This window comes from Schleiferilactobacillus shenzhenensis LY-73 (genome assembly GCF_000469325.1).
Classification (GTDB): Bacteria; Bacillota; Bacilli; order Lactobacillales; family Lactobacillaceae; genus Schleiferilactobacillus; species Schleiferilactobacillus shenzhenensis.
In genome coordinates this window covers 133,491-157,640 of record NZ_KI271582.1, presented here as the reverse complement: position 1 = coordinate 157,640, position 24,150 = coordinate 133,491, and the positions used below count along the sequence as shown (strand labels likewise).

Sequence of the window (24,150 nt, the reverse complement as noted above, 5' to 3'; positions counted from 1 at the left end):
TGCTGCTGGCATTACCGGTTACGATGTTTGAAGAACGGCGGCGTGCTGTCGTCGTCATCATCGGTGTTGTTCACGTTGTTTTCTGGTTGATGGAAAATATCGAACGCCGGCTTGTCGTCATTGTTGTCGTCACTATTGCGGTTGTTCCGGCGGCTGGAATGGTTAAGGAGATTCCAATCGGATAACGGATCTTCTTTCTCACTCACCCGGGCATCGGGCTGTTGGCCCGGTGCTGCCGGCGTTGGCTGAGAAGCTTGCGGAGAGGCCGATTGGCCATTTGCGTTGCCTGTGGGCGCCGTATGGCTCGCCCGGGCAGGCCGGCCGCCATGGGCCATCTGCGCGTCTTCCTGTTTCTCCTTGGCCTTCAGTTCGGCGTCGTCAATCCCGGTGGCAATGACAGTCACCACGACTTCATCCCCCAGGTTCTCATTGATCGAGGTCCCGAAGATGATGTTAACGTCCTGGGTGGCCGCGTCGGAAACGATGCTCGAAGCGTCCTGGGCTTCGAAGAGCGACAGGTCCGGGCCGCCGGTGATATTCAGCAGCACCTGCTTGGCCCCGTCGATGGAGACTTCCAGCAGCGGTGACGAAATTGCCGCCTTAGTCGCTTCCACGGTGCGGTTCTCACCGGTGGCAGAACCGATACCCATCAAGGCTGAGCCCTGATTCTCCATGACCGTTTTCACGTCCGCAAAGTCCAAGTTCACGTAGCCAGGGGAGGTGATCAGGTCAGAAATTCCTTGGACACCTTGGCGCAAGACGTTGTCCGCATCCCGGAAGGCTTCCAGCAGCGGTGTCTTCTTATCCACCGTTTCCAGCAAGCGGTTATTCGAGATAATGACCAGGGTATCCACGTTGGCCTTCAAGTTGGCAATGCCTTCAGCCGCGTTGCGCCCCCGCTTGGGTCCTTCAAAGGTGAACGGTCGGGTCACCACACCCACGGTCAGTGCACCGGAATCCTTGGCGATTTTGGCCACGATGGGCGCTGCCCCAGTCCCGGTACCACCGCCCATGCCGGCTGTGACAAAGACCATGTCGGCCCCTTTTAAGGCGTCGGCCAGCACTTCTTCACTTTCGGCAGCCGCTTTTTGACCAATATCCGGATTGGAACCGGCGCCCAACCCGCGGGTCAGCTTCGGTCCCAATTGAATCTTGGTCTCCGCCTTAGCGGCACTCAGTGCTTGGGTATCGGTATTGGCAACAATAAATTCGACACCTTGCACCCCTTCATCGATCATCCGGTTGACGGCATTGCCGCCCCCGCCGCCGACGCCGATCACTTTGATCTTAGCGCTGGGGACCTCAGTATTTTCCATCTTGTAATCCATACGTGTTCCTCCTCATGTTATCGGCGATCAATCGAAAAAGTTGGTGAAGAGATTCTTGATTCGCTGACTGGTCTTTTTTTTCTTTTTCTTAGGGGCCGGTGCCGGCTCGCCGGCTGGACTGCTTTGCGGATGGCGGCTGCCGGCGGTGTCCGGGCGCCGTTCGGCGGTCGGCCGCTGCGGTGCCGGTGCAGCTGGCCGGCTTGGGCTAGCGGCCCGTTGCGGCGCTGCCTCGGCTGGATCGACGACCCGGCGAATCAAGATATCGATTTCGCTCAACTGGGCAATGTAGGAAACAATACTCAGCCCTTGCGCAAAGGAGGGGTGGCGCAGACCCATCTGGTCCGGGATATAGCGCTTAACTGGTCGCTGGTAAACTTTCTTAACCAGCTCGACCACCCCGGGCAGCGCCGATACGCCGCCGGTGATGACGATCCCGCCCGGCAAGTCAAAGGCATGCACTTGGCGCAGGCCGGCGCCTAACCGTTGCAGAATCTGTTCAACGCGGGCTTGAATGATGGCCGCCAAGTAATCTTCCCCGACCATTTGCGGGTTGGTTTGGCCGACGATGGCCACCGGAAACTGGTTGTCACTGCTGACCAGCTCCGCGTCGGCATTGCCATATTCCCGCTTCAACCGTTCAGCATTCGCCAGCGTGGTGTTCAATACCACGGAAATATCTTTGGTAATATATTCTCCGCCTTCAGGGTCAACGTGGGAATACTTGAGCTTATGGTCGTGGATGACGGCCGCGGTACTCTGACCGCCGCCCAAATCCAGGACAATGGTGCCGAAATCGGCCTCGCCGTCATCCAGCACCAGTTGGCCCAGTGCCAAGGGATTGATCACCAAGCCGGCTAAGTTAAGCCCCGCTTGGGCAATGGCCTTGCGGGTGTTGTGGATCACCGTCTTTGCCGCTGTGAAGAGGATTCCGTGAAACTCTAACCGGGTCCCCACCATGCCGCGGGGGTCTTTGATCCCGTCGAATCCGTCGACAATGAACTCCGAGGGCAGCACATCAACGATTTCCCGTTCTGGCGGAAGGTTCCGAATCAATGCTGAATTGACCACTTGAGCCACATCCTGGGCAGTAATCTCCCGTGATGGTTCCCCAACAGCAAAAATGCCGTCGCATTTTTCAATATTCAACATGTTGGCCGGAATCCCCGCATAGACTGCATTGATCGGGACGTTGGCCTTCTTCTCCGCGTGGGCCACCGCACTCTTGATCGAGGCACTGGCCTTGTCGATGTCCACGATGACGCCCCGGGATAACCCCTCAGACCGCTCGCTCCCCACACCGATCACGTTCAATTGATTCTGAATCGATTCCGCCACAATTACTTTGATTGAAGTGGTACCAATATCGAGCCCAACGATCACTTTGGACTTGTCCATGAATTGTGGCCTCCTTCGAACGCCTTGTTATTTGCGATTAATGGACTGTATGCCGCCTGGTCCAAAGTGCAGACCGCCACGCCATACTCACTATATGAAATTCTAACACACCGGGTCGGGGGGAAGGAACCGAAAGCATACATATTACGGTTTCTTGGTGTCTTTTGCGGTACTGTTCGGCACGGCGTAAGCCCCCACCTCCAAATCTACGATCCCTGGCCCTTTCAGCTGGGCCTTCATCGCCGGATAATAGACCATCTTTTGCTTTAATGAATCAAGGTCGGCGATGACTTTGTTCCCATCATTCAAGTAAAGCATCACCCGGTTCGGATTGTCTTTATCACCAATATCATGAATCTCCGAGATATCCGTCTGCACGTGCGCTGCGAGCGACGCATACACTTTGACCGCTGCCTGCAAATGAGCCGCTTTGGTGAAGTCGGCATAGACGGGATAATTACCCACCGGCTTGCTTTGACCACCGCTAACCACGGTGCCGGTACTCAGAATCGGATGATAAATCCCTGCCTTAACCGCATAGCCGACCACAGGGTATTCCTTGACCTGCAACACAATGTCATTGATCCCGGTCCGCTTGATGGCCACTTTCTTCAACAGCGGCATCTGCTTGAGCAGGTGCCGGGTGTAATCTTGGCGGTGGAGGAACACGTGGAACAGGCCCGCCCCGCTGCGGATACCGCTTTGGTCGATGACGGCTTGGTCCGCAGCAATCGTGGTCCCCGTCACCGAGATTTCACGCACCCGGCTGAAGGGCGTGAGAAAGTAAGCAGCGCTGCCGCCGATCGTCAGCAGTATGGCCAAGACGATGACGACATTGCGCACCAGCCGACTGAGCCGGGTCCGCTTGAGCTGGGGCAGCGTCTTGGATACATGCAGCGGAGCGCGGTACTGGCGACGGGCATTTTTCTGCTCTTTGGTCTGCTCCTTGTGCAGGTATTCTTCCCAAGGCTTGATCGTTTTTTCTGGATCCACCTTGGTTTTCCCTTGCGGTTTGCGCCGGGCCATGCGGCTGCCCCCTTTCTCACCTGACTATCGGATTACGAATGCGGCATGAGTGACTGCATGATCGTGATAATGTCGTCGGCGGCATGCGGGTGGCCCAGCGCCAGCGTAGCCGTATGCATCCGCTTCTGGCGGTCGTCATCCCCCATAATCACCGTGATGGCATTCAGCAGCGATTTGCCAGTCAAGTCGGATTCCGGCAGGACCACAGCGGCCCCGCTGGCGGCTAACGCCTGCGCGTTCTTCACTTGATGGTTATGAGTCACATACGGTGACGGAATCAAGATACTGGGGATCCCCAACGCGGTGATCTCGGCAATGCTGGTGGCGCCCGCTCGACCCACCAGTAAGGTCACGTCTGGTAAAATCGCCGGCATGTTGTCAACATAGGGCACGACCTTAACGTTCCCAGGAATCTTCACGCCAGCCAGCTTCTCTGTCACAGCCTGAAAATGGGCATTGCCAGTGACGAAGAGGACTTGGTAGCTTTGGCCGGCAAACTCGGGAATGGCCTCGCTGACGGCTTGATTGATCGGTGCAGCCCCCCGGCTGCCGCCAAAGATCAGGACCGTCGCCCGGCCTGGTACCAACCCGAATTCGTTCAACCGCTCATTCGGGGCTAAACCGGCCACTTCTTGGGCCCGGGGATTGCCCACCAGCATAATCTTATTTTGCTCATGCTTGAACTGGTCTGCCACTTCCGGGAAGGCAATCAGGATGCGGTCCACGTAATGACCCAAAAACTTGTTGGTGATCCCGGCCACAGAATTCTGTTCGTGGATCAAGGTGGGCACATGGGCTTTGGCCGCGGCGTACACGATGGCAGAACTGACGTAGCCGCCCGTACCGATCACCACATCGGGTTGAAACTCCTTGACGATGGCCTTCGCCCGGCGGACGGCCTGGAGAAACAGCTGCACAGTATGCACGTTGTCCCAGGTCAATTTGCGTTTGAACCCTTGCAGGGTAATCGTCTCAAAGGGAATATTTGCCGCCGGTACGATGCGGCTTTCTAGTCCCTTGGGGGTGCCGACATACAGAACGGCGTCGAGCAGCTGCCGTTCTTGAAGCCGCTTGATGAGCGCCAGTGCTGGGTAGATATGCCCCCCGGTACCGCCGCCGGATACGATCACTCTCATGCCGGATTCTCCTTAATAAACTGATTCACATCCGCAATGAACCGGTCGCCCCGCTCTTCGAACGTGTGGAACTGATCCCAACTGGCAGCAGCAGGGCTGAGGATGACGACGTCGCCAGGACGGCTCTCCCGCAGTGCGACCGGGACCGCGTCATCCAGCGTATCGACGATGTGCAGGTCGGTGATCCCCGCCTTCTTCGCGACGTCGGCCATCAGCTGCTTGGTCTGGCCATACACGACCATGGTGTGGACGTGGTCTTTCAGCAGCGGAATCAGTTTTTCAAAAGTAAAGCCGCGGTCCAGACCGCCGCCAATGAGGACGACGGGGCCAGGGAACGAGCGCAGCGCGACTTCAGTCGAGACGATATTGGTAGCCTTGGAATCGTTGTAAATCTTGCGGCCCTGCCACGTCTCCACATATTGCATGCGGTGCTTCACACCGGGGAAGGTCTTCAAGACATGGGCAATGGCGGCGTTATCCGCTTGCCCGGCCAACTTGGCTGCGGCGATGGCCGCCAGGGCATTTTCTATGTTGTGGGCACCAGGAATGCGGATGTCGTCCGCTTTGATGATTGGCGTCCCTTGGAAGTACAGCGTGCCGTCTTCTAAGTAAGCCCCGTCATGGGTCAGGTTCTGGCGGGAGAAAGGCACCACCTGGGCCTTGGTCCGCTGCGCCAGCTGCTGCCACTCGTCCCGGTCCCAATTGACCACAAAGTAATCGTCAGCGGTCTGATTGGCCACCATCTTCATCTTGGCATTGATGTAATTGGCGCGGGTCTTGTGGTAGTCGAGATGAGCGGAATAAATATTGGTGAGCACGGCAATGTGCGGGTGCAGCTGGGTCGTACCGGCCAGCTGGAAACTGGACATCTCCACGACCATCGTATCGGCCGGGGTGACCTTCTCAGCGACAGCGCTGGCGGGAATGCCAATGTTGCCCGCCAAATACGCCTTGCCTTGAGCGCGGTCAGCGTTGAGCATCTCGGCGATCAGCGTGGTCGTCGTCGTTTTCCCGTTCGTGCCGGTGATCGTCACCCAGGGGGCAGCGGATATTTCGTAGGCCAATTCTGGTTCCGTGATGATCGGAATACCCCGCTTCTCTGCTTTATCCACGAACGGATTGTCGTACGGGATGCCCGGATTTTTGACCATCAGGGCAAAGTCTTCATCGAGCAAGGCCAGCGGCTGTTCGCCGGTAATCACCCGCACACCCTCGTCCAGCAGGGCCTGGGCGGCCGGGTTCTGGTCGAAGGGTTTGATGTCCGTGACGGTGACGAAAGCCCCCAGCTGCTGCAGCAGCCGCGCCGCATTCGCCCCGCTCTTAGCCAAACCCATCACCAATACTTTCTTATTCCGATATGTCTCGATTTTCTTCACAACGTTCGCTCCCTCTAAACTACCAAATCATTAAGTATAGAATCCCGCCGAGCGCACCGACCGTCCAGAAAGTCAGCACCACACGCCACTCACTCCAGCCCAGCATCTCGAAGTGGTGGTGAATCGGGGTCATCTTGAACAGCCGCTTGCCGGTCAGCTTGAAGCTGCCCACCTGGAGGATCACACTGGCGGTCTCGCAGACGAACACGATGCCCACCAGCAGCAGCGACCATTCCCGGTGGAGCATGATCGAGACCGCCGCCAGCAAGCCGCCCAAGGCCAGCGAGCCGACGTCGCCCATGAAGATCTTAGCCGGTTTGTGGTTGAAGAGGAGAAAGGCCGCCAGTGCTCCGACTACCGCCAAGCAGATCAGCAGCACATCGGTGCGGGCATCCTGCCAGGCAATGATGGCATAAACACCAAAGGCGATGATCCCTAACCCGCTGACCAGCCCGTCCAAGCCGTCGGTCAAGTTGACGGCATTAGAGAACCCGACCAGCCAGAACAGCGCAAACGCCGCGAAAAACACGCTGTCGGCAACGACCCCGACGAAGGGAATGTACAAGCTGTACGGCATCTTTTCTGAGAAATAGACCCAGAGAAAGATCGCACTGATCACGATTTGGCCCAGCAGTTTTTGCCAGGCCTTGAGGCCCATGTTGCGCTTATAAAAGAGCTTCATGCCGTCGTCGGCAAAACCGATCAGACCAAAGCCCAGCAGTACCAGCAAGGCCACCAGCAGCGTCCGGTGCAGGCTGTGGGTCGCGGCGGCAGCCAGGACGGTGACTACGATCACCACGATGAAGCCGATGCCCCCCATTGTCGGGGTGCCGCTCTTCTTCGCGTGCCATTTGGGCCCCTCCTGCCGTATTTTCTGGCCTTCGTGGTGCCGCCGGAAATAACGGATCAGCAGCGGTTCCACCGCAGCGGTTAAACAAAAACTGACCAGTACTGTCAACAATGCGCTCATGTGTCTTCTCTCCACCTATCGGGATTGTAATGTCACAGAGACTGTACTATTCGTGGTGATCACCGAATTAGCCGGCAAGCTCTGCGCGACGGCGTACCCGGTCCCTGTAAAGTTGACCTGGATACCCGTAATTTGCGCCAGTTTCAAAATATCATTTTTTGACCACCCTGTCACACTGGGCATGAGCGCCGCCCCATCGGTGAGGAGCACTGCCCGCTGGCCCGCCAAGACGTGGCTGTTGGCCGCCGGCAGCTGCTGCACGATGTGCGTGCCGCTGCCGACCAGCACTGGCGTCAGCCCCGCGTTAGCCAGCGCTGCCTTGGCTTCCGCCGTGGTTTGGTTGGTCACGTTGGGCATCGTCACCTGTTTCGTGGCGGCGGTGCTGCCTTGGGCCCCATAGCTAAGGACCCGGGTCATCATCGGCTTAAAGATGCTCGCCAAGATCGTTTCGGCCGGCGCCGTCATCTTCTTGGGCTGCTGCATCGTGATGTACAGGATGTACTGCGGATTGCTGGCCGGGGCCATCCCGACGACGGAGAAGATGTAATTGCTGTCCCCGGTCAAGTAGCCGCCGCCCTTGGGATTGGCAATTTGGGCAGTCCCGGTCTTGACGGCCAAGTCCACGCCTGGGAGCTGGTAGGCGGCCCCTGTACCGATTTCTTTATTGTTCACCACGGTCCGCATCTGACCCAGCACATTGGCGGCGGTGGCGGCGCTGATCGGCTGACCGACGACTTTGGGCTGATACGTCTTGGTCTTACCGGTCAGCGGATTCTTGATCTTGCTGACGATTTGCGGCTGGACCATTTTACCGCCATTGGCCACCGCCGAGAAGGCCTGCATCATTTGCACCGCGGTGACGTTGATGGCTTGCCCGAAGGATGTGTTGGCCTGGTCGATGGCCCGGCCAAACTGGTACATCCCGCTCACTTCGCCGGGCAGGGTGATGCCGGTTTTCTCCCCCATGTGGAAGCGGGTCAAGTATTTCTTCCACGTGGCCGCCCCCATCAGCTCTTCCAAGTGCACCATGCCGACGTTGCTGGACCGGGTCAAGACCTGACTGTAAGGAATGGTCCCCCAGCCGGAATAGTTCCAGTCCCGCACAGTGCTGCCGTCCAGGGTAACAGCCCCGGATTGATAGGTCGCGTTGGGATCGTAATGGCCGGAATCCACCACCGCCGCCATGGACAGTACCTTCATGACGGAGCCCGGTTCGTACGCATCTTCCACCAAGGTGTCCCGCCAGACACTGCCCAGGCCCTTCATGGTCGAGGCATCGAAGGTGGGCCGCTGGCTGGCGGCCAAAATAGCCCCGGTCTTGGCATTCATTAGGATGGCGTTCATGCCCACAGGCTGGTACTTATCCTGGACGTTCTGCATCAGTGTCTCCAAGTTGTTCTGCAGCCGGGCATCAATGGTCAGGGTCAGACTGTCCCCGTCCTTGGCTTTCTTAGTAACGACCTTCGACAGGGGCAGTTCGTACCCATTCGCATCCGTTTGAATCTGCTGGCGGCCGTTGATACCGCTCAGCTGGGTGTTGAAGTACTTCTCGATGCCCATCACCCCGGTGAGCTGAGCGTCAGAATCACTGGCATTTTCTTTCGGATTCTTCAACTGGGCAATACCGATCACGTGACTCGCGAAGGTCCCGTTGGGATAGAGGCGGGACGGTTGGGCGCGGAAGTTGATCCCGGACAGGTGCTGCTTATCGATCTCTTTCTTCGTCGCCAGGTCGATATTTTTCCCGGCATTGCCCAGCTCCACCTGGAACGGCTTCTTTTTTGTCTTGGGATTGGCTGCAGGATTGAGGATCTTCTCGATTTGACTGGCAGAAAGGCTCAGATACTGGCTCAGCACTTGGGCCGTTTTCTTTTTATCGGTGACATACAGCGGTTTCCCAGCCAGGTCCACGTAATCATGGTCAATAATGGCATAAAGCGTGTACACGTTCGAATCCTCGGCGATAACGTCGCCATTGCTGGCGTAGATGGTCCCCCGCTTGGCTTTCAAAACCGTCTCCCGGGTGTATTGGCGCCGGGTTCTGTCCGCCAGTTTGACCCCATCGACCTGGCCGCTGATCGTAATATTAAAAAAGCGAAAGACGACGGCGCCGAAGAAGAACAGCGCCGTCGCCAATAGCACGATACCAACGATTTGGCGATTGCGTCGAGTCTTCGGGTTCGGGGACTTTCGTTGAGAATTCGGAGATTTCATTATTTACTGATGTTCCTTATATTGCCCTCGATCAGCGTGAGACCATGGGCTTTGGCAAACGCGTTCAATCGTTCTGAACTCGTCAGCTCGCCAATCTCCTGCTGGAGGTCATTATTTTGACTCTTTTTTTCGTTGACGGTGGCCGTGACATTCTGGTATTGACGCTGCGTCGTGGAGACAGAGACTTGTACGCTGACGATCGTCAGCATGAAGAAACCGCATACGGCGGCAATAGCCGTCACCAGGACCCGTTCCCAGCCGCTTAACGGCACCCGCCGCGGGACCGCGGCCGGGGCACTTTGCGGGGCAGCCTGCGGGGTTGGCGCCGTCTTCCGTTGCGGGGCTGCACTCCCCTGGCCCCAATCCAGGTCTTTCTGTTCGATCATCATCAACAACTCCTTACACCCAATAAATTAATTTTCACGCATCACTTTTTCTGCGATTCGCAGCCGGGCACTGTGCGCCCGATGATTTTCTTCGAGTTCAGTCTCTGTCGGCCGGATCGGCTTGCGCGTCACCAGCTTCAAATCCACGTCTGCCGGTGTTCCCAAAATCGGCAGATCCGCCGGCAGATCGCTGGTGGCGTGTTTTTGCATGACATGTTTGACCACGCGATCTTCCAGTGATTGGAAGGTGATCACACTCAAGCGCCCCCCCGGGCCCAACACGGCAACGGCTTCTTCCAAGGAATCCTCTAAGGCCCCCAGTTCGTCGTTGACGGCGATTCGGATCGCTTGGAACGTCCGCTTGGCCGGATTACCGCCGGTACGCCGGGCGGCCGCCGGAATCGCTTCTTTGATAATCTCGACCAGTTCTCCGGTGGTGGTGATTGGGGCGCTCGCCCGCCGCGCGACGATGCGCTTGGCAATGGCGCCGGCGAAACGTTCTTCCCCGTACCGGTGAATGATCCGGGTCAGCTCCCGCTGGTCCCATTCATTGATGATGGTCTGAGCCGAGAGCGGCTGGCTTTGGTCCATGCGCATATCCAAGGGACTGTCGAAGCGGTAAGAAAAGCCCCGGCGGGGATCATCGAATTGCGGTGACGACACGCCCAGGTCATACAGCACCCCGCGAATGGGTGCCGTCGTTACTTGGTGCAGGACCCGGGATAAATGGCGGAAATTATCATGGACCAAGACCAGCTGATTCGCTGCCAGCTGGTCCGCGAACCGATCGTGACCCGCCGTAATGGCCGCTTCATCAGAATCGAAGGCGATCACTTGGCCGCTGCCGGCTAGCTCTTGGAGAATCAGGGCCGTGTGGCCCCCGCGGCCGAACGTGGCGTCGACGTATGTCCCGCCCGGCTGAATGGCCAGACCGGCCACCGCTTCTTTCCGTAAAACCGTATGGTGCACAAAGGCCACGACGATGCTCCTTTCTTTCTTAAAGATCGATATCCATGAGATCCTCTGCCAACGAATCAAAATTCGCCGAGGATTGGTCCATGTACTTCGCCCACGTCGGTGCCGCCCAAATCTCAATGCGGCTGGCGACGCCCACGAAGACGCACTCTTTCGTCAAATGCGCAAAATCCCGCAAGTTATCCGGCACATTGATGCGGCCTTGTTTGTCCAGGACCACTTCTGCAGCAGCGGAATAGAAGAATCGAGTGAACGCACGTGCGTCTTTTTTATTCGTGGGCAAGTGAGCAAGCTGTTCCTGAATCTTTTGCCACTGGGGCAGCGGGTACCCAAATAGGCACGTGTCCAAGCCCCGGGTGACAACAAAGGTGGCGCCTAACTCTGAGCGGAATTTCGCCGGGACGATCAACCGCCCTTTGGTGTCGATCGTGTGGTGATATTCACCCATCAGCATGTGCGTCACCCCCCAAGAATCCCGATAGATAAAGTTTACCACAATCCCCCACCCGCCACCACAACTCGCCCCAAAAAGGGCTTAGTTTTCCATTTTTGCAAAAAAATACCCGGAATTGCTGTGAAAACACGCACACACGGTCGATTACCGGATCTAAAAATGATGACCAAAATTAAAAAAACAGTTGACCGGCATGCCAGTCAACTGAGAACAGGTGTTTCATTCTATATTTTTGCCACGAGCCAAACCACTAAAGCAAACACGTACCAGCCGCCGCTGAGCAGGGCCCAGTACCGCCAAACCGACCGCCAATACTCCCCCAGAAGCAGATCCCGATCGCGAACGATCTTGAAGACCAAGTAGACCAAGCCGAAGACCACCGCCGTCAAGACACAGATTGGCAGCAGGCTCATGCCCACCCCGCCGGCAGGATAGGTCAGAATGAAGACGCCCAGGAATTGCGGCAGAACCAGCCAGTTCACCAAGTGCAGCGGCTTACCATGCCAGCGGGCGGAAAGGTAATTATAACCGCCACCGCCCAGCACCATGATGATCGGTAAAAACGCCAGGTAGATCCAGTCACCCATGTTGCGCCCTCCTCGGCTTGAATTGAAAGTTATTCCAATCAATAGTAAACTAAGCACAGCGATAAAAACAAGGTGGGATTAAACTTGAAAAAAGAACGCAGCACGTTTGACAAGATCTTGCGGGTCTTCATTTGGCTGATGCTGATCTTCTCTGTCGGCTCTATCGTCATTGCCGCGGTGTACTACTTGTCGAACGCAGCGTAGGCGAGACCACGGCGGCATCTCCGAACCATTTCTTGGCGAGGCGGGTAATCGTGCCGTCGGCCGCGGCGGCACGCAGGGCCGTGTTAATTTTTTGCCGTAACCGAACATCCTGTTTGCGCATCCCGACGGCGAACTCTTCGCTGGGAAAACCGCTGTTCAGTTCCCGATACGCACCGGGGTCCGCTGAGTGGGCGATCGTATACTCACCGAACACGGAATCCAGGACCAATCCCTGAATGCGGTTGGCCTTTAAATCGATGAATGCATCATTATAACTGTCATACAGGATCGGGGTGTTATCCTTGATCCTGTTTTTGAGTATCTTTGGTTCGTCGTCGATATCCATCGCCGCCGACGACCCGGTTTGGGCCCCCACGACCTTGCCTTTCAATTGCGCCACCGTCCGGATCCCGCTCGCCTTGGTCACAGCAATGATCTGCCGGTTCATCAAGTAGGGCAGCGAATAGGCGACTTGCTTCTTACGCTGGGCAGTGATGGTGTAGCCGTTCCAAATCACATCGATGGTGTGGTTGCGCAGTTCAGTTTCCTTCATATCCCAATCAATCGGTTGAAAATCCATGCGCAGGCCGATTTTTTTACCCACCGCCTTCGCCAAATCAATGTCAAACCCAGAGAGCTGGCCGTCTTTGGCCCGGAAGCCCATGGGCACGAAGGTCTCGTCCAGTCCCACCACGATCGTGCCGCGCTGTTCGATCTGACTCGTGGCATCCCCCTTGGGAATCTCCCGCGCACAGCCGGCGGCACTCAGGAGCAGCAGGACGACGGCCAAGATACCGGTAATAACGTTACGCAGTCGTTTGGGCATTGTCTTTACCTCCCACCGTAATGACCCGAGGTTTGATTTGGTCGATAAAGGGCATGTCGTGGGTAACGATCAATTGGGTCATGCCCTGGGTTGCAAACCCTTTAATGAGCTGGGCCACGTCCGTGGTCATCGCCGGATCCAGGGCGGACGTCGGTTCATCATAGGCCAAGACTGCCGGCTTCAGCGCCAGTGCCCGGGCAATCGCGACCCGCTGCTGCTGGCCCCCCGACAGCTGGTACGGATAGTCCTGGGCGTGGTCGGCCAGTCCCAGCTGGTCCAACAGGGCCGTGGCGGCTTGCGTGGCCGCGGCGCGATCTGTTTTCTGGGCGTAAACGGGGCCGACCAAGACGTTGGCTAACACACTCAAGTGCGGGAATAACTGGAAGTCTTGGAAGACCACACCGACTTTACCGGCATCTGCCCGGTTGCGGTAGGGGTCGATGGGCTGGCCGTCCAGCAGGAGGGCCCCGCTATCGATGGGCTCCAACCCGGTGATCATGCGCAGCAGCGTCGTCTTGCCGGCACCGCTGGGACCCACGATGCCGAGGGTCTCCCCGTCTTGGATCGTGAGATTGAAGTTCTGGTAAATGATCCGATCGCCAAACGCTTTATTGATATTTTTCATTTCTAACATGACTGCCATCTCCTTCGTTCAGCGATAATACGCGTAGTGTTTCTCCAGTGACCGCAACCCCCACGTGAGCAGGGCCGTCAGCGTCAGGTAAACGATGCCCACCAGTACCAGCGGCACCAGCGTGACGTCCCGTGCCGAGGCAATGTTCCCGGCCCGCAGCAGATCGCCAATACCCAGAACGTACACCAAGGAGGAATCCTTGATCAGGTTGATGACTTCATTACCGACGGCGGGAATGACATTCTTCACCACCTGAGGCAAAACGATCAAGCGGAACGTTTCCCACGGGGTCAGTTTCAACACCTTGGCCGCATCATATTGCCCCTGGGGAATGGCTTGCAGGCCGCCGCGAAAAATCTCAGCAAAGTACGCCGCGTAGTTCAGGACGAACGCCAGGAACACGGCACTCATCCGGTCGAAGTAAATGGCAATCACCGGCAGGCCGTAAAAGATGAAAATCAATTGCAGTAACAAGGGCGTGCCCCGCATCAGCCACACGTAGCCGTCCAGCAGCCAAACCAGCGGCTTGAAACGACTGCGCAGGCCCACAGAGACCAGGATCCCCAAGGGAATGGAAAGCACTAAGGTGCCGAGAAAAATAATCAGGGTGATTTTGGTCCCCGATAAAAGTGCGGGCAGGATTGAACCAATATATTGCCAATTCATGATAATTTCCTCCTTTTTGAACCAGATAAGGCTTCATTTGTGAACAAGTCCGGGCAGGGGCGCACCCGTGCTCAGCCAACAAAAAAACGCCCCCACGACCGAAAATTTTCGATCGTAAGGGCGTTTTTCGCGCTGTCCCACCTTAGCTTCTCCGCCATTGCGGCACAGGACCGGCAGTACCGGCCCCGCTGTCGCAGCAGCAGACTCTTCTCGCCGGCTATCACCGGCTTGGTCGCTAACGGGACCGAACGGAGCCCCCTACTCTGTTCAGGGGTCAGCCGATCCGGATGTGGTTCACCGCCGGCTCAGATCCCTTTCCACCACCCAGGGACTCTCTGAACAGAAACCAACGGCTACTCTTCCGGACACGCCTATCGTACAAATGAAATTAGAGACATCATAACGGGTATGAGAATGAATGTCAAGCCCGACGAAAAAGTTTTTGCCAAAATGTCGGCTGCTTGGTGATCAGCGGCAGCAAAGGGGTTTGCGGATCCAACAACCGGTCCGTGATGTTATGGTAGCACGCCCCGGCTTTGGAGTGGGTATCAAACACCACCGGTTCACCATTATTATCCGCGGTGATAATGGCATTATCATCCACGACGTAACCCAGCAAAGGCAAAGCGAGCCGGTGGGCAATGGCCGCCACCGTCAGACTGGTCCCGGCCGCAATCATCGCCGCCTGCACCCGGTTGACGATCAAGCGGGGACCGATGGGCATGTGGTACGCTTCAATCAGCCCAATGACCCGGTCGGCATCGCTTAACGCGGACAGCTCCGGGGTCGTCACGATGAGCGCGCCATCCGCTCCGGCCAGCGCGTTGCGAAACCCCTGCTCGATTCCCGCCGGGCAGTCCAGCAGGATGTAATCGAACTCACTGCGCAAGGCATCGACGATTTGGCGCACAGAGGCCGGCGTCAAGACGTTCTTGTCTGCATTCTGGGCGGCCGGCAGCAAAACCAGCCGGTCTTCGAAGCGGGTATCCTTGACCAGGGCCTGGTGCAGCGTCGCCCGTCCCTGGACCACATCAACGATGTCGTAAAGAATACGATTGCCTAACCCGATCATAATATCCAAATTACGCAGGCCCAGATCCAAGTCGATGACACAGACCCGTTTGCCGATCATCGCCAGCGCCGTTCCGATGTTGGCTGTCGCGGTGGTCTTACCCACGCCGCCCTTCCCGGACGTGATCACTAATGAAATGGCCGGCACAGATCATTCCTCCATTTGGGCATACAACCGTGGCCGCATTTGGCGCAGATTGATGCATTCTGAATAATCGATCGCATGCAAATCGTTCACGTAAGCGAAGCTGGTGGCCGTCAAGTGAGTGTTAGCCTGATCCACGATATCCACCATATCGGCGATACGCACCTGCGTCGCCCCGGTCAAGTCACCGACCACCACCGCTTCGGCATCATCCGGATAACCGGCGTGGATTACCCCCGCGGCTTCCCCTAGCAGGAAGACACTGCCCCGGGCTTTGAGCACCCCGCCATGGTGCAGCGCCCCGATGAACAAGACATCACCGTCGAACTGGCGCTCCTGGCCGCTGCGAATGACGCCAATGGCCACCGGTACGTGGGTCTGGCGAATTAGGGGAGAAAGGTCATGAGCGTCCATGACGGCGGCCTTAAACGCAGTAATCTGGAAATGGGGATACGGGTCTAACAGCGCCCGCACAGCGATTTCCTGATCAGGCGTCAGCAGCCGCCGGCCGGTGACGATCACAAAGTTGGCTTGATCTTCATGCAAAGCCGCCTGCGCCTCATGCACCTGCCGCAGCAGGCCGCCAAGATCCGTCAGATTATCCGCGAACGACGCCGCGTCGTCCAATTGGACTTCATAGCCGTCTTTGCGTCCCTTCAGTGTCGCACTTGCCATTGTCTTCGCCCTTTCGCTGTTTCCGTTATTTGCCGCTCTGCCACTTTGTCAGCAGCCGTACACAGGGACCGTACAGCACCCCCGCGAGCACCACGTTGACCAGGATCGTCGGCCACAGCACCTGACTGACGAAGCCGACGAACCCTTCGCCGCCGACCCCGAGGAAGCGGTGGCCAAAGTAGACGCCGCTGGTCACGACCACAATACTTATAAAGTATAACAGAACGGTATACAGTCCGTTAACGGGCAAATACTGCCGAATCCAGCGAATGCCGTAAATCACGGCGGGGAATGCCAAGGCATAGAAACCGATAATCCCCGAGTAATACATGTCGTACACGCCGCCCAGGACGAGCCCGGCCAGCAGCATCCGCCAATCGGTGGGCAGCAGGTAGCAGACGTAGACCAGCCATAATAATAAAAAGCTGGGGGCCACTTGCCACCGAGGGGTAATCAGCACCCCTTGCAGCGCGTAGGTCACCGCCCCGTCAAGAAACAAGGCCACAACCGCCCACAGCATGATCAGCCAAAAATGTCGTCGATCCATGATCATTCCCCCTGAACGGCCCGGCTGATGACCGTGACCACGGAAAAGTCATTCAAGTCTGTGGCCGGCTTGACATAAACGGTGGCCGGCCGGCCGTAATCATCATCTTTGATTTGAGTCACTTTACCCACGAACAGGCCTTTAGGGGTCAGCCCGCCCAGACCGGACGTGACGACGGTGTCACCCTTTTCAATGGTGTTCTTCGTGTTGATCTGAGTCATCAAGAGCGTCTCGCTGGGCTTGTCGTACCCGGAGATGATGCCGTTGATGTGCTGTTCTTTCTTGTTGACGATTTCCACCGCCGTACGGTCCGCTGTGGTATTGGCCGTTGAGATCAGCTCGACTTTGGCAGAAAAGTTGTGGACTTCCAGCACGCGGCCAATCAAACCGGCCCCAGAGACCACCGGCATGTTTTTCTTCACACCGCTGTGGGTGCCCTTGTTGATCATGAAAATGTTCTCCCAGTCCGCCGGCTGCCGGGACACGACACTCGCCGGAATCTGAGTGTAATCGGACAGCGTGGCATTCAGCTTCAACTGCTTTTTGAGCTGCTTATTCTCCGCCTTTAAGGTGGCATTCGTCGCTTGGGTCTGCTGGAGCTGGGTCATGTTCTTCTTCAATGCTTGGTTTTCATTATAGGTATTGATCAAGTCACCCACCTGATCGTAGCCGGCATGAACCGCCACCATCGGTGCCGAGACGACTTGCGCCGCCACGTTGCTGATGTCGTTGGCCAACCGCTGGACCAGCGGCGGCGCTGCCCGGTTTTCGCGGACACGAAAAGAGAGCGCTACGGTGCTCAGCGTCGCGATCAGGATGATCATGACAATGATCAGCTTCTTATTGGCAAAAAATTTCCGCATGCCCGTCCTTCACCCTTCCGCTTGTGGGTTTGCTGATCGGTCTGGCGAGCCGCTCAAAACTGGTACCGACATTACCGGGAGCGCCGCTTCATCAATTCGATATGCTTCAGCGATTCACCGGTACCGATGGCGACACATTCCAGCGGGTCTTGGGCAATAAACACCGGTACGCCGGTGGCATCCGAGATGACCCCGGGCAGGTTCTTCAACAAAGCGCCGCCGCCCGTGAGAACGATCCCCCGATCGATCACATCCGCCGCAATTTCCGGGGACGTTTCTTCCAATGTATCCTTGATTGCCTCAATAATCGCCTGGACGACCTCTTGGACGGCCTTAGCCACATCTTCACCGGATACGTCGATGGTCTTGGGCAGGCCGGACACTAAGTCGCGGCCGCGGACGGACATCGGACCAAGATCCTTGGCCCCTTCCACAGAAGCCGAACCGATCTCCATCTTGATCTCTTCTGCGGTCCGCTCGCCAATCAAGAGATTGAACTCTTGGCGCACGTAAGAAATGATGGCTTCATCCATCTTATCGCCGGCCATTCGAATCGACCGGGCCGAAACGATCCCGCCCAGGGAAATCGTCGCCACGTCCGTGGTGCCGCCGCCGATGTCCACGACCATACTGCCAGTCGGGTCCATGACGGGCAGACCGGCCCCAATCGCTGCAGCGTATGGTTCTTCAATCACGTAGGCATCCTTGGCCCCCGCGACCCGGGTAGCGTCGGTGACCGCCCGCTTCTCGACTTCTGTTACCCCCGAGGGCACGCAAACCATGACGTACGGTTTGCCCGTCGCCCCGGACTTTTGCAGGAAGTACTTCATCATCGCCACCGTGGTATCGTAGTCGGCGATGACCCCGTCCTTCATTGGACGGATCGCCTTGATACTCGCCGGCGTCCGGCCGATCATGTCCCGGGCTTCGGAACCAACGGCGAGGACATCACCCGTGCTGGTATCTTTTGCGACCACAGACGGTTCATTCAGGACAATACCCTTGCCCTCCACATAGACCAATGTATTGGCCGTGCCTAGGTCAATACCGATATTTTTCGCACCAAATCCAAACACGAAAGTTTCTCTCCTTCAAAGCGCACACGCGGATATTTAATATCGACAATTATACCATAGAAGCCTTGTCGCCACTATGTTGGCGGGCTCGTGCCCCAAGTTGCTGAAAACTGGTCGCCATATCGATAATCACCGTAACACATTCTAACATGCTCACTTGGCAGAAAACGGCCGGTTTTAGAAAAGCTTGATGAAATCCATGGCTCACCAGGGCGTTTCGCTGCGGAGTGAAATGAACGCATTGCGGCCAATGATCAAGTGGTCCACCACGTCGATACCAATAATTCGGCCGGCGCTGACCAATCGTTCCGTGAGCAGCTGATCCTGTTCTGACGGTGTGGGATCCCCGCTGGGGTGGTTGTGGGCGACCAGGACCGTCGCCGCTGCGTGACGCAGCGCCCCCGCAAAGACTTCCCGAGGATGCGCAATCGACGCCGTCAGCGTTCCCTTGAACAAGACCTCTTGGGCAATGATTGCATTCTTGGCATCCAAATAAATGGCAATGAATTCTTCTTGGTGGACGCCCGCAAAGTAATTCTCCAGGTGGGCGGCTGCTTCCGTAACGGAATTGACCGTCCCGAACCGGTGCCCCAACTGGTGGGCACAGCGCCGGCCGAGTTCCATACTGGCCGCAATCAAGGTCGCTCGGGCCGGTCCAATCCCCCGCTGCTGGCTTAATTCGGTGATACTTGCTTGCTGGAGCCGGGGCAAATATTGGTACGTTTGCACCACGCCTTCGGCAATTTGAAAAACGGTCTGGTGTTTGGAGCCGGAACCGATGAGAAGCACGATCAGTTCTTCATCGGTGAGGGCACTGACCCCGAATTGGCTGGCTTTTTCCCGGGGCAGCATGGCGGCGTTGGTATTCATCGTCATCATCCTTTCTCTTACGTGTTACATTACGCAAAAAAACACCGCTGGCGCGCTGCCAACGGTGTTTTTTCTCACTTAATCGAACAAATGAGCAATATGGGTGATGCGGGGGGCCACCAGGACGGGCTGGGGAATCGGCGTCAGGATTTCTTCCGCACTGCGCAGATCCGGTACCAGCACCGGCGTCATTCGCGCATTCAAGGCGGCTTGCACACCATTGGCTGAGTCTTCGACGACCAGTGCGCGGGCCGGGGCAATGTGCAGAGCATGGGCGGCAGCCAGGAAGATGTCCGGCGCCGGCTTACCCGCCGCCACGTCATCACTGGTGATGATGTGGTCAAAGGCGTCTTTGATGCCGACGGCCGTGAGAAATTCATTCACCGTCCGGCCGTAATTACTGGACCCCACGGCCAAGGGGATGCCTTTCTGGTGTAAAGTGGTCAGCAGCGTCTTGACCCCGGGCTTGATCTTTAAGTCACCGGCGGCCACGTACTGATCCACCAACGCATAGGTATCATCCAAGAATTCCTGGGCTTTTTCGCCCGGGAAATATTTTTGGAAGAAAATCTTGGCGTCTGCGTTCGCTGCGCCGGCCAGCGGTGCGTAATCAGCCGCCGTCAAGGTCAAGCCCTGGGCCTGCCCAGCGGCCAAGTTGGCCCGCAGGTACATCCGCTCGGAGTCGACCAGCACCCCGTCCATGTCGAATATCACGCCGTCGAATTTCACGAATCGGCCTCCTTCAATAATGTGTTCCGCACCAGCGACACAAAGTGCAACGACCCGGCCATGAGAATCAAGTCGCCAGCGTCGGCGCTTTGGAGCACGCCGGCCAAGGCCCGCTGCCAGCCCGCCACGCGGGGAATCGGCGGTTGGGTGGCCGGCCAATCGGTCAAGGCCAATAACCGGGCATCCGGAAAATCGGTCCCAGTCACGTCCCAACCGGCCCGCTGATACAGCGCCAGCATGTCAGTCACGTCCTTATCTTTCAGAAAAGCGGCAATCAGATGGACGGACACCCCCGGGAAGGCCTTCTTGACACTGGTGATCAGCGCCTTGGCGGCGGGCACGTTATGCGCACCGTCCAGCATCAGGTATGGCGCTTCTTGGAGCAGTTCCATCCGGCCGGGCCAGCGGAAATTGCTGAGTCCAGTCTGCACAGCCGCCGGCGTCAAGACATGGTCTTGCGCAGCCATGTACAGCTGACTGACGGTAATCGCCACCGCCGCATTTTGTACTTCATACTCCGAGATGCTGGGCAGACGTAATTTGGCGATGCCGGCATCGCCGCGGACGTAATCAAACTGCCAAGCATGCTGGGCTGGGCGTAACCGGGCGTGCTGCACACTGAAGTCCTGACCATAACGGTAAACGGGCGCCTGCTGGGCGGCTGCGACCGCCGTGATCACCGCCGTTTGGGCGGGTGCAATGGCCCCCAGGACCACCGGCGTATGGGGCTTGATTACCCCGGATTTCTCCTGGGCGACATCGTTCAAGGTGGGGCCAATCAATTCCAAATGGTCCGCACCGACCGTCGTAATGGCACTGACGGCCGGTTGGATCACGTTGGTCTTGTCGTGGGCTCCGCCGATGCCGACCTCAATGACCGCCACATCCACGTGCTGCTGGGCAAACCAGTAATAGCCCAGCGCAGTGACAAACTCGAACTCCGTGACCGCAAAATCCGGTGCGGTCTTCTGAATTTGCGCCAGGACGGCGGCCACGTGAGTCGCTGCGGCGGCCAGCGCGTCATCGCTGATGTCCATGCCGTCCACCTGAAACCGCTCGTTGAAGCGGGTAATATACGGCGAAATGAAGCGGCCCACGTGCAACCCGGCTGCTTGGAGCATGGCGGCGGTCATCGTCGCCACCGACCCCTTGCCGTTCGTCCCCGTGATGTGGACGTACTGCCCGTGCCGTTCAGGGTGGTCCAAAGCCGCCAGCAGCGTTTTGATCCACGTCAATTCGTGCCCGCGGTGCAGGCGCGGCCGGCTGTGGATAAAGGCCAGGGTCTCTTGGTAATTCATTCTGCGGTGTCCTGCAGATCGGCCAGCCGCTGGGTCAACGTGGTCAGCTGCTCTTGGTAAGCCGCCCGCTTGTCTTTCATGTCCGCCACAACGGCTGCCGGGGCCTTGCTGACAAAGCCCTGGTTCGCCAATTTCTTATCGGCCCGACTGACTTCGTTCTGCAGACGGGTCTGTTCTTTGGTTAATCGGGCAATCTCAGCCTTCATGTCGACCAATTCGTTCAGCGGCACGATCACTTCCCCGCCGGGAATGACGGCGGTCATCATCTGGGCCGACGCTGCCGGCTGGCTGCCGGTCAAGGCATCCATCTGGCTGGCGTTCACGAAGCGCTGAATAAACGGCTTGTTAGTATCGAAGACCGTCGCGAGCCGGGGTTCAGCCATAAATACCTGTAAATGGATCGGCTTGCTCATCGGCGCATTGGCCTGGGTGCGCAAGTTCCGGGTGGCCCGTACCAAAGCAATGATCCAATTCATATCACTGGCCGCTTGGGCGTCGGTGAACTGGTCGTGAGCCAGCGGATACTGGGCCAGCATGATCGTTTCTCCGGTGTGCGGCAGTGCCTGCCAAATCTTCTCGGTGACGAAAGGCATGGTCGGGTGGAGCATACGCAGCGTCATGTCCAGAACCCAGAGCAGGTTCCGGCGCTTAGCCGCCTTTTTCTGCTCATCGTCTCCGTACAAGACTTCCTTGCTCATCTCGACGTACCAGTCAGCAAAATCGTTCCAGGTGAAATTGTACAACGCCCGGCCGGCTTCCCCGAATTCGAATTGTTCAGAAAGGCGGGTGACCTTCTTGATCGTCTCGTTCAGTTCGTGGAAGATCCAGCGGTCGGCCAAGTCAAACTCAGCCGGGTCTGGCGGCGTCGTGCTGGCCGGGGTGTCCGCCAAGTTCATCAGTACGAAACGGGAAATGTTCCAGATCTTGTTAATGAAGTTCCAGGCCGCCTCCAGTTTTTGCTCGCTGAAGTTGGCGTCTTGGCCCGGGGTCGAACTGGTGGACAGGTACCAGCGCAGGGCGTCGGCACCGTATTTCTTAATAATATCCATCGGGTCGATGCCGTTGCCCAGGGACTTGGACATCTTTCTGCCTTGAGAATCCCGCATTAAACCATGGATCAAAACGTGTTCAAACGGGCGCTGATGGGTGAAGTGCTCGCTCTGGAAAATCATTCGAGCAACCCAGAAGGGAATGATGTCGTAGCCGGTGACCAGCGTGTTGGTCGGGAAGTAGCGCTTGTAATCCGGCGCGTCGGTGTCCGGCCAGCCCAGCGTGGAGAACGGCCACAGGGCACTGGAGAACCAAGTATCCAACACATCTGGGTCCTGTTCCCAATTCTCGGGATCCTTGGGCGGCTCCATGCCAACGTAAATTTCCTTGGTCCCCTTCTTGTACCAGGCGGGGATCCGGTGACCCCACCACAGCTGGCGGGAAATGACCCAGTCGTGGATGTTTTCCATCCAGTTGGTCAAGTTGTGCTCGAAGCGGTCAGGAACGAAAGTGACCTTGTCCGCCGTCTTCTGCTGCGCCAGCAGCTGTTCGGCCAGCGGTTTCATCTTGACGAACCACTGGGTAGACAGACGCGGTTCCACTTGAACGCCAGAGCGTTCGGAGTGACCCACACTGTGGACGATGGGCTCCACGGAGAGCAAGTAGCCCTCTTTCTTCAGATCGGCAACGATGGCCTTGCGTGCCTCAAAGCGGTCCATGCCCTGGTACTTACCGGTCTTCTCGTTCATCGTGGCGTCATCGTTAAGGATGTTGATCCGCTCCAGGTTGTGCCGGTTGCCGACCTCGAAGTCGTTGGGGTCGTGAGCCGGTGTGATCTTCACGGCGCCGGTCCCGAACTGCATGTCCACGTAATGGTCCGCAATGATGGGAATCTCCCGGCCGACCAGAGGCAGGATGACTGTCTTTCCGACGACGTCCTTGTACCGTTCGTCATTGGGGTGCACCGCAATCGCTGTATCGCCCAGCATCGTCTCCGGCCGGGTCGTGGCAATCTCAATGTAGCCGCTGCCGTCCGTATACGGATACTTCACGTGATAGAAGGCACCCTTATCGTCCTGGTGGATCACTTCGATGTCAGAAAGGGCCGTGCGCAGCTCCGGGTCCCAGTTAATGATGTACTCGCCGCGATAGATCAGGCCTTCCTTGTACAGATCAACAAAGACCGTCCGGACGGCTTTGTTCAGGCCTTCATCCAGCGTAAACCGTTCCCGAGAGTAGTCCAAAGACAAGCCTAGCTTGGCCCACTGCTCGTGGATCGTCTTGGCGTATTCGTCCTTCCACTTCCAGACCTCTTGGATGAACTTCTCCCGGCCCAAGTCGTAGCGGGAGATGCCCTGCTTGCGCAGCTTGGCTTCCACCTTGGCTTGGGTGGCGATGCCAGCGTGGTCCATGCCCGGCAGCCACAGGGTATCGTAGCCCTGCATCCGCTTCTGGCGGATGATCATATCTTGGAACGTCGTGTCCCAGGCGTGGCCCATGTGCAGTTTGCCGGTCACGTTCGGCGGCGGAATAACGATGCTGTAAGGTTTGGCTTTCTTGTCGCCGCTGGGCTTGAAGTACCCCGCGTCGCGCCATTTCTTATAGACCCCAGCTTCGACGGCCGTGGGCTCGTATTTGATGGACATATCTGATTCAGTCATTGCGTTCACTCCTTCATAAGTATTGATCGAGGGGAGAAAGGTTCCGGA

24 protein-coding genes are annotated in these 24,150 nt (G+C 57.4%); 1 reads left to right on the top strand and 23 read right to left on the bottom strand.

Annotated features, from left to right (window positions below; genetic code table 11):
- Window positions 1-11: 11 nt before the first annotated feature.
- From ftsZ to L248_RS00685, 11 genes are all read right to left on the bottom strand, one after another.
- Window positions 12-1,328 (bottom strand): cell division protein FtsZ, encoded by a 1,317-nt coding sequence (gene ftsZ, locus L248_RS00735; protein WP_022528105.1) that lies wholly within the window; start codon window positions 1,326-1,328, stop codon window positions 12-14.
- Window positions 1,329-1,355: 27 nt separating this feature from the next.
- Window positions 1,356-2,723, bottom strand: coding sequence for a cell division protein FtsA (gene ftsA / locus L248_RS00730; RefSeq protein WP_022528104.1), 1,368 nt, complete (start codon window positions 2,721-2,723; stop codon window positions 1,356-1,358).
- A gap of 144 nt (window positions 2,724-2,867) precedes the next feature.
- Window positions 2,868-3,749 (bottom strand): cell division protein FtsQ/DivIB, encoded by an 882-nt coding sequence (locus tag L248_RS00725; protein ID WP_022528103.1) that lies wholly within the window; start codon window positions 3,747-3,749, stop codon window positions 2,868-2,870.
- A 32-nt stretch (window positions 3,750-3,781) separates the two neighbouring features.
- Window positions 3,782-4,885: an undecaprenyldiphospho-muramoylpentapeptide beta-N-acetylglucosaminyltransferase gene (gene murG / locus L248_RS00720; protein WP_040534153.1), complete on the bottom strand. Its 1,104-nt coding sequence runs from the start codon at window positions 4,883-4,885 to the stop codon at window positions 3,782-3,784.
- Entirely contained in the window at window positions 4,882-6,261 is a 1,380-nt protein-coding gene (gene murD, locus L248_RS00715; RefSeq protein ID WP_022528101.1) for a UDP-N-acetylmuramoyl-L-alanine--D-glutamate ligase, read from the bottom strand. The genes murG and murD overlap by 4 nt, the downstream gene beginning before the upstream one ends.
- 19 nt (window positions 6,262-6,280) lie before the next feature.
- Window positions 6,281-7,231 carry a phospho-N-acetylmuramoyl-pentapeptide-transferase gene (mraY, locus tag L248_RS00710; RefSeq protein ID WP_022528100.1) on the bottom strand — a complete coding sequence of 317 codons (951 nt, stop codon included), beginning with the start codon at window positions 7,229-7,231 and terminating at the stop codon, window positions 6,281-6,283.
- Between the two features lie 15 nt (window positions 7,232-7,246).
- Window positions 7,247-9,445 carry a penicillin-binding protein gene (locus L248_RS00705; protein WP_040534151.1) on the bottom strand — a complete coding sequence of 733 codons (2,199 nt, stop codon included), beginning with the start codon at window positions 9,443-9,445 and terminating at the stop codon, window positions 7,247-7,249.
- Window positions 9,445-9,834, bottom strand: a complete 390-nt coding sequence (ftsL, locus tag L248_RS00700) for a cell division protein FtsL (protein ID WP_022528098.1) — start codon at window positions 9,832-9,834, stop codon at window positions 9,445-9,447. The genes L248_RS00705 and ftsL overlap by 1 nt, the downstream gene beginning before the upstream one ends.
- A gap of 24 nt (window positions 9,835-9,858) precedes the next feature.
- Entirely contained in the window at window positions 9,859-10,815 is a 957-nt protein-coding gene (gene rsmH / locus L248_RS00695) for a 16S rRNA (cytosine(1402)-N(4))-methyltransferase RsmH (RefSeq protein ID WP_155828536.1), read from the bottom strand.
- 13 nt (window positions 10,816-10,828) lie between these two features.
- Window positions 10,829-11,260, bottom strand: a complete 432-nt coding sequence (gene mraZ / locus L248_RS00690; RefSeq protein ID WP_022528096.1) for a division/cell wall cluster transcriptional repressor MraZ — start codon at window positions 11,258-11,260, stop codon at window positions 10,829-10,831.
- Window positions 11,261-11,484: 224 nt separating this feature from the next.
- A complete protein-coding gene (locus tag L248_RS00685) occupies window positions 11,485-11,847 on the bottom strand; it encodes a DUF3397 family protein (protein WP_022528095.1) in 363 nt (120 codons plus the stop codon).
- Window positions 11,848-11,931: 84 nt separating this feature from the next.
- Between L248_RS00685 and L248_RS15515 the strand changes: the two genes are divergently transcribed.
- Window positions 11,932-12,051, top strand: a complete 120-nt coding sequence (locus tag L248_RS15515; protein ID WP_040534149.1) for a DUF4044 domain-containing protein — start codon at window positions 11,932-11,934, stop codon at window positions 12,049-12,051.
- Here the strand turns inward: L248_RS15515 and L248_RS00675 are convergent.
- From L248_RS00675 to L248_RS00620, 12 genes are all read right to left on the bottom strand, one after another.
- A complete protein-coding gene (locus L248_RS00675; RefSeq protein ID WP_022528093.1) occupies window positions 12,014-12,877 on the bottom strand; it encodes an amino acid ABC transporter substrate-binding protein in 864 nt (287 codons plus the stop codon). The two genes, L248_RS15515 and L248_RS00675, sit on opposite strands and share 38 nt — an antisense overlap.
- Entirely contained in the window at window positions 12,858-13,511 is a 654-nt protein-coding gene (locus L248_RS00670; protein WP_040534147.1) for an amino acid ABC transporter ATP-binding protein, read from the bottom strand. The genes L248_RS00675 and L248_RS00670 overlap by 20 nt, the downstream gene beginning before the upstream one ends.
- Before the next feature lie 18 nt (window positions 13,512-13,529).
- On the bottom strand, window positions 13,530-14,177 hold the full coding sequence (locus L248_RS00665) for an amino acid ABC transporter permease (RefSeq protein WP_022528091.1): 648 nt from the start codon (window positions 14,175-14,177) through the stop codon (window positions 13,530-13,532).
- Between the two features lie 421 nt (window positions 14,178-14,598).
- A complete protein-coding gene (minD, locus tag L248_RS00660) occupies window positions 14,599-15,396 on the bottom strand; it encodes a septum site-determining protein MinD (RefSeq protein WP_022528090.1) in 798 nt (265 codons plus the stop codon).
- A 3-nt stretch (window positions 15,397-15,399) separates the two neighbouring features.
- Window positions 15,400-16,068 carry a septum site-determining protein MinC gene (locus L248_RS00655; RefSeq protein ID WP_022528089.1) on the bottom strand — a complete coding sequence of 223 codons (669 nt, stop codon included), beginning with the start codon at window positions 16,066-16,068 and terminating at the stop codon, window positions 15,400-15,402.
- A 25-nt stretch (window positions 16,069-16,093) separates the two neighbouring features.
- The gene (gene mreD / locus L248_RS00650; RefSeq protein WP_040534145.1) at window positions 16,094-16,615 is read right to left on the bottom strand and encodes a rod shape-determining protein MreD; all 522 of its coding nucleotides are present in this window, start codon (window positions 16,613-16,615) and stop codon (window positions 16,094-16,096) included.
- 2 nt (window positions 16,616-16,617) lie between these two features.
- Window positions 16,618-17,478, bottom strand: a complete 861-nt coding sequence (mreC, locus tag L248_RS00645; protein ID WP_022528087.1) for a rod shape-determining protein MreC — start codon at window positions 17,476-17,478, stop codon at window positions 16,618-16,620.
- Window positions 17,479-17,549: 71 nt separating this feature from the next.
- Entirely contained in the window at window positions 17,550-18,554 is a 1,005-nt protein-coding gene (locus L248_RS00640) for a rod shape-determining protein (RefSeq protein ID WP_022528086.1), read from the bottom strand.
- Between the two features lie 204 nt (window positions 18,555-18,758).
- Window positions 18,759-19,433: a RadC family protein gene (radC, locus tag L248_RS00635; RefSeq protein ID WP_022528085.1), complete on the bottom strand. Its 675-nt coding sequence runs from the start codon at window positions 19,431-19,433 to the stop codon at window positions 18,759-18,761.
- Window positions 19,434-19,502: 69 nt separating this feature from the next.
- Window positions 19,503-20,153: an HAD family hydrolase gene (locus tag L248_RS00630; RefSeq protein WP_022528084.1), complete on the bottom strand. Its 651-nt coding sequence runs from the start codon at window positions 20,151-20,153 to the stop codon at window positions 19,503-19,505.
- Window positions 20,150-21,451, bottom strand: coding sequence for a bifunctional folylpolyglutamate synthase/dihydrofolate synthase (locus L248_RS00625; protein ID WP_022528083.1), 1,302 nt, complete (start codon window positions 21,449-21,451; stop codon window positions 20,150-20,152). Before L248_RS00625 ends, L248_RS00630 begins: the two co-directional genes overlap by 4 nt.
- Entirely contained in the window at window positions 21,448-24,102 is a 2,655-nt protein-coding gene (locus tag L248_RS00620) for a valine--tRNA ligase (protein ID WP_040534143.1), read from the bottom strand. Before L248_RS00620 ends, L248_RS00625 begins: the two co-directional genes overlap by 4 nt.
- Window positions 24,103-24,150 lie beyond the last annotated feature (48 nt).